The organism is Gilliamella sp. App4-10 (assembly GCF_001690495.1).
In the GTDB taxonomy this organism is placed as follows: Bacteria; Pseudomonadota; Gammaproteobacteria; order Enterobacterales; family Orbaceae; genus Gilliamella; species Gilliamella apicola_G.
In genome coordinates this window covers 1-6,765 of record NZ_LZGS01000014.1, presented here as the reverse complement: position 1 = coordinate 6,765, position 6,765 = coordinate 1, and the positions used below count along the sequence as shown (strand labels likewise).

Sequence of the window (6,765 nt, the reverse complement as noted above, 5' to 3'; positions counted from 1 at the left end):
ACTTTACCCGTTTTACGGTTAAATATAATGGGACTGCCACGGCGCGAGAACAAATTTAGATAGAGTTCAGGAATTAGAACATACATGCCTAAACAACTTGCAATAAATCCAACTATAATTATCATTAAAGTAAACGGCTTAATTGTAGGATTATCATATTCCGTTATTAACCAAAGAAAACTAAAAGTAGAGCCAGTTCCAAAGATAAAACCGATAATATACAAACAAGCATAAAAAATCTGATCATTATAATCCTGACGAATAAAGGCACAATAGTTATTATTGGCATAGCTTAAACGATCGTCATGCAGGGGCACTAAACGTGGACCTTTATCCAGATCGCCAAACCAACCAAAAATTTGTGGACGGTATTTTGATGGCATGATGACTCTCCTTTTTATTTATTCATCGTGAAATGGGTTACTGCTTCGGTTAATGATGAGTGGAATTTCGCCATCATCTTGTGCATTAGGGCAGATATTGATTTGATAGCTATTTATTAGATCATAAGCAAAGGTGCCCGCTACCCAAGTTATCACCGTTAGGTCACTATCTGGCTGATTAGATGTGGATTTTTTCACTTCGACTTTTTCAATATCGTTAAAATTGGTTTGCCATACCGCTTTGCCCATTTTTGCCAAACTGCAATGACTTTTGGGCTATTGCGTTATATTGTGCCGTTGTTTGATTTCCACGAGCGCTTCTAATGATGTGGCATTAAATGCTTCTACCATCCATTCGGGCCAGTCTTGACCGTCAATCCTATGGGCTTTAAATTCCGCTTCTTGATCTGACTTATATTCGCCATCATCGATATTGGCCACATCACAAAAAAACATAAAACTATTGATCCAACCCCAAACAAATGTACTACCAGCGCCCGCTCGAATAGGATCTAGCATGATATGATCAATCACTTGATGCGTACCGGGTTGGCATACCATTAGCACGGTCGAGGTTAAAGCATTACGTGACATATTATGAATAATAACACCGTGCAAATCGTCCCAATCATATTCTTTTATTCGGCGTTTTTTCGGTTGTAAAAATACTGCAGGATGCCGTAAAAACTTAAAGTTAAAAAAGTCACTTTCGTTAACATAGACTTTACCTGTTTTACGGTTAAATATAATAGGACTACCACGACGGGAAAATAGATTCTGATAGAATTCAGGGATAGCATAATACATAGTGAGGCAACAGGTAATAAAACCAATTGCACCTATTATTGTTAGTTTGTCACCAATTTCAGAATCATTGAACCAAAAAATCATTATAAAAAAACCAACAGTTAATATGCTTCCCAAAATAATAATAACAAAATAGAGACAGGTATAAAAAATCAGATCTGAGGGAATTTGACGAATAAAGGCACAATAGGTATTATTGGCATAACTTAAGCGATCGTCATGCAGGGGCACTAAACGTGGACCTTTATCTAGATCGCCAAACCAACCAAAGATTTGTGGGCGGTATTTTGATGGCATTTTATTCTCCTTTTATTTATTCTTCATGAAATTGGTTACTGATTCGGTTAATGATGAGTGGAATTTCGCCATCATCTTGTGCATTAGGGCTGATATTGATTTGATAGTTATTTATTAGATCATAAGCAAAGGTGCCCGCTATCCAAGTTATCACCGTTAGATCACTCTCTGACTGGTTAGGATCGGTTTTTTTCAGTTCGATTTTTTCAATATCGGTAAAATTAGATTGCCATACCGCTTTGCCCTGAGTGAGGGTTTTAAAGGTTTTTGCTTCATAGTGATCCATAAAATAACCTTTGTCGAGGGTCACATATTCTGTGATTTTTAGGGTTTCTTTGGCTTTATCTTCGTTTAGGTGGATTGGGGGATGCGCCTCTACTGAGCCTTTATTTATCCCTGTTAAACGGATATTAAAACGAGATTCAATCAAATCCTCATCGCTTTGCCCATTCTTACCAACTAATTTAACTGAAGCCAGTAACGGCTTTTGGGTAATAGCAGCGCAGTTTGGGTATGTTAAATAAAAATAGAGGTGGCGGTGATATAGCTTCATCCCACTAAATGAACTTGGTTTTTTAAAGAGGATAAAAGTTTCAATGCCCGACAAGGCAACCAAATAATCATTCACCGAATGCCCAAAACCGACAAATGAGTGCTGCTCTTCGTGATAAGCGCCGTACCCCAAAAAAGCAAACTCTTTTTGCACTCCAAAATAACAACGGTTTAACCAGTGATCGATAGGGGCAAAATTATCGTATTTTTTACTCAAAGCAATTAGGTATAATCCCACTAATGATAATACAACACCCAATCCTATCACAATGCCTGAACTAGCTAATAAAAATATAGCACCAAAACCTAAAGCAAATGATCCTGCAACTCTATAAAACAAATAACTTTTATCCTCCATATTCCACATCCCCAAGGCACTTTTTAACTCGCCTAAGGCTTCAAAAATAGTTATGGCAGCAAAAGCTTTGGCTACGGTTTTAGAAATCAAGGTATTTAATATCAGTTTCGCTTCGATTTCGGGTATTAATGTCGTTGCAACCCGCGATCGCATGGCTTTGACTAACTGCATTTTTAATTTGATGTCACGGTATAGGGCAACGCTATCAACACTTAATAATGCTAACGAGCCTAAGTCAATCGCCAGTTGGCGCATTTTTTTATCTTGACTTTCGCCTTCTTTAACGGTGTCCATTATTTTGATTATATTTATATTATTAGCTTATATTGTGCCGTTGTTTAATTTCAGCTAACTCTTCTAATGATGCGGCATTAAACGCTTCAACCATCCATTCGGGCCAGCCTTGACCGGCAATCCTATGGGCTTTAAATTCCGCTTCTTGATCTGACTTATATTCGCCATCATCGATATTGGCCACATCACAAAAAAACATAAAACTATTGATCCAACCCCAAACAAATGTACTACCAGCGCCCGCTCGGGCAGGATCTAGCATGATATGATCAATCACTTGATGCGTGCCCGGTTGGCACACCATTAACACGGTTGAAGTTAAGGCATTACGTGACATATTATGAATAATAACACCGTGCAAATCGTCCCAATCATATTCTTTGATACGGCGTTTTTTCGGTTGTAAAAATACTGCGGGATGGCGTAAAAACTTAAAGTTAAAAAAGTCACTTTCGTTAACATAGACTTTACCCGTTTTACGATTAAATATAATGGGACTGCCACGACGGGAAAACAAGTTTTGATAAACTGCTGGAATAGTTATATATAAAGAAAAAATACTCACAATCAAAGCCAATATTGCTATAATTACTATTGAATTGCCTGCTTCAGGTTTATGAATAAGTAATAACCAAACCCATAAAATAACTGCAATGAATAAAAGTATGGTTGCAATAAGATATAAAGATGAATAAAAAACTAGATCAGAAAAATTCTGACGAATAAAGGCACAGTAGTTATTATTGGCATAGCTTAAGCGATCGTCATGCAGGGGCACTAAACGTGGGCCTTTATCTAGATCGCCAAACCAACCAAAAATTTGTGGGCGGTATTTTGATGGCATTTTATTCTCCTTTTATTTATTCTTCATGAAATTGGTTACTGCTGCGGTTAATGATGAGTGGAATTTCGCCATCATCTTGTGCATTAGGGCTGATATTGATTCGATAGCTATTTATTAGATCATAAGCAAAGGTGCCCGCGACCCATGTTATCACCGTTAGGTGGCTATCTGACTGATGAGGATCAGTTTTTTTTACTTCGATTTTTTCAATATCGGTAAAATTAGATTGCCATACCGCTTTGCCCTGAGTGAGGGTTTTAAAGGTTTTCGTTTCATAGCGGTTGATAAAGTAGTTTTTATCGGTGGTGACATATTCGGTGATTTTTAGGATCTCTTTGGCTTTATCTTCGTTTAGGTGGATTGGGGAATGCGCCTCTCCTGAGCTGTGATTTACCCCTGTTGAACGGATATTAAAGCGAGATTCAATCATATCCTCATAACTTTGCCCATTTTTGCCAAATAATTTAACCGAAGCCTGTAACGGCTTTTGGGCAATAGTAGCGCAGTTTGGGTATGTTAAATAAAAATAGAGATGGCGGTGATATAGCTTCATCCCACTAAATGAACTTGGTTTTTTAAAGACCATAAAGGTGTCAATGCCCGACACCGCAACCAAATAGTCATTTACCGACTGCCCAAAACCCACAAATGCCTCTTGCTCTTCGTGATAAGCGCCATACCCTAAATAGGCAAACTCTTCTTGCACCCCAAAATAACAACGGTTTAACCAGTGATCGATAGGGGTAAAATTATCGTATTTTTTGCTATAAGCAAATGCATATAAACTAATTAGTAATAAAGAAACTCCTGCTACAATGAAAAGAGGCGTTTGAGTTAATAATAAAATAGCACCGATAATTGATGAAATTGAGCCACCAACTCTAGCTATCATATAATCTTTATCCTCCATATTCCACATCCCCAAGGCACTTTTTAATTCACCTAAGGCTTCAAAAATAGTTATGGTAGCAAAAGCTTTGGCTACGGTTTTAGAAATCAAGGTATTTAATTTCAATCTGGCTTCGATTTCAGGTACTAATGTCGTTGCAACATGCGATCGCATGGCTTTAACTAACTGCATTTTTAATTTGATGTCACGGTATAAAGCCACGCTATCAACACTTAATAATGCTAACGAGCCTAAGTCGATCGCCAGTTGGCGCATTTTTTTATCTTGGCTTTCGCCTTCTTTAACGGTGTCCCACTCTTTTAGGTTATCGTAAATATTTAACATGCTGATAACGCCCGATATTGCATTGGCACCATAGCTAAGCTTAGCAGCTTTAGCACTTTGACGGGTATCTTTTGCTTGTTCGCCAATTTTAATTTTTTCCTCAATTTTTGCTTTTTCCATTTCGCGTTGATTCATCGCTTCGGTTTCGCGGTTTATCTCGCGCTCTTTGATTTTATCTTCTCTTTTCTTTTCGTTCGATTCGTTAATCGCTTCGTCGTTGCTAGATTTTTGTTGATTGACTTTGTCAATTTTGTCTTGTAATACGGTAGTACGGTTGACTAACGTGACATAATCTGCCATGTTGCTGGTTAAAAAGTTTTTGAAATCATTGGGATTAAGTATCTCTTTATTTTTTAAAAAATTAACAACCAGCGCTTTACTTGCCTCGTCGGGAAAGCAAAGCGTAAATTTAAGCTTTTGAGTTGTTGGTTTTTTTGAGCCAACGTCATATTTTGGATCGGTGACATCAAATTTTTCTAAAAACGCCACTTCTTGGTTGGTTAAACTATTTTCACGGAAAAAACTCCCTTGTAATTGGGTTAATAGTGCATAAACCTGTCGAATTTTATCTTGCCTCACTTGCATAGCAAACTCAACGGGATACCCACCCAAATCCCCCAAATAAGCGAGCGTATCAAGCAGTTTTAAACGTGGTTTAATCGGTTGGTGCTGTTTATTGGTTTTTAATACAGTGTATTTTTTGAGTGCAAGTTGATGCAGGTATCGATTTTTGTCGACATGGGTCACAGCACTGGGGGAATTTGCCATTTCAGCAAGTTTGCGGTCAATCGAGGCCAAAAACGCTTTTAATTGCTTGAGCTCTTTAATTTTTTGATCTCTTATTTTTTGTAGCCTGCTATGCTCTTGTGGGTTATATTGTCGATTTTTGTTTAACTCCTCTTGTTTGGCATTAATCTCTTGCTGTTTTTTTTCAATATCTAGCTCAACACGCGCTTTTGCCTTTTGCAGTTCTTTTTCTTTATCGGTTTGCGTGTTTTGAGTCTTTTGCGCTTGATGTGTATTATAAGCAGAAGCAAAACCCGTTGATTTGTCGATAATATCACGCCATTTTACGGGTGTATTGGTGTCTAAATCGATAAATGCTGGTGCATCAAGATCAATCCCTGGGTTATTTTTATGCTCTATCACATAAAAAATACTGGCAGGATTACTTAATAACTCATCCCATAGGGCGTTATCTTCGTCAAGGTGCACTTCTGCATGGGTTGAATCAATCAGGATTTGGATAATTTCTTTTATATGAATGAGCGCGCTTGTATCGTTTGAAAAATCAAACTCTTTCTGCCAAAAATGCGTTTGATTAAAAGAACTCGGTTTTATTTTGCTGTATTGCGAGATAAATTTTGCCTCGCCAAATAACCAACGAACATAAGTAAAATAGTCTTGTGACCACTCTTTATAATATCGAGTTATTTCTTTAAATTCGGTTTCTAATTCTTCTTTAAATTTCTTAACTTCACCCTGATTAATCTGCTGGTTTATTTTTTCAATTTTTTTGGCCTTTTCTGACTCGGTGTCTTTAATTTTATATTCGACTTTTCGTAAAAATTCATCACCGGAGTCATAGGCAGCATCAATATCTTTTAGGTAGTCATAGTGTTCTTGTAACCGGGCAATTTCGGTGTCGTAAGCCTCTTCAATTGAAGTTCGATAATTCTCTATAAACTGTAAAATCGTGCGCTTTTTAAACATATCAGGTTGATAATAATTAAACAGACGTTTTAAACGAGGATTAATACGGTTATACATCTGTTCACCACGCTGTTGATAGACTTTGGCTTCGTCACCATCAAAAGGTGATAATGGTTTGGCTTGTTTTGGTGCCTCACTGCAAAAAATATGTAGCGCTGATACCCGTTGCGAGTTGAGCTCTTCGGCGATACCGAAGGTGTCTTCTAATACGACCGCGCAAGAAATAGCCCTGTCACCTTGGTATAATCGGTTAACATGACTGGCAAATCGGTGTTTTTGCTCT

General features: G+C 37.6%; 6 protein-coding genes. All 6 read right to left on the bottom strand.

All coding sequences use genetic code 11. The features are described from left to right. Positions 1-383 (bottom strand): hypothetical protein (locus tag A9G23_RS02700; RefSeq protein WP_141674897.1); only part of this gene is annotated, 383 nt, incomplete at its 3' end. An 18-nt stretch (positions 384-401) separates the two neighbouring features. Continuing rightward, on the bottom strand, positions 402-641 hold the full coding sequence (locus A9G23_RS02695) for a hypothetical protein (RefSeq protein ID WP_141670025.1): 240 nt from the start codon (positions 639-641) through the stop codon (positions 402-404). A gap of 18 nt (positions 642-659) precedes the next feature. Further along, complete coding sequence (locus tag A9G23_RS02690) at positions 660-1,487, bottom strand: DUF6708 domain-containing protein (RefSeq protein WP_065586160.1); 828 nt, start codon at positions 1,485-1,487, stop codon at positions 660-662. A gap of 16 nt (positions 1,488-1,503) precedes the next feature. Further along, positions 1,504-2,691 (bottom strand): hypothetical protein, encoded by a 1,188-nt coding sequence (locus A9G23_RS02685; protein WP_065586159.1) that lies wholly within the window; start codon positions 2,689-2,691, stop codon positions 1,504-1,506. A 22-nt stretch (positions 2,692-2,713) separates the two neighbouring features. Continuing rightward, positions 2,714-3,535, bottom strand: coding sequence for a DUF6708 domain-containing protein (locus A9G23_RS02680; protein WP_065586158.1), 822 nt, complete (start codon positions 3,533-3,535; stop codon positions 2,714-2,716). 16 nt (positions 3,536-3,551) lie between these two features. Further along, a partial coding sequence (locus tag A9G23_RS11465; RefSeq protein WP_176700592.1) for a hypothetical protein occupies positions 3,552-6,765 on the bottom strand: 3,214 nt, incomplete at its 5' end.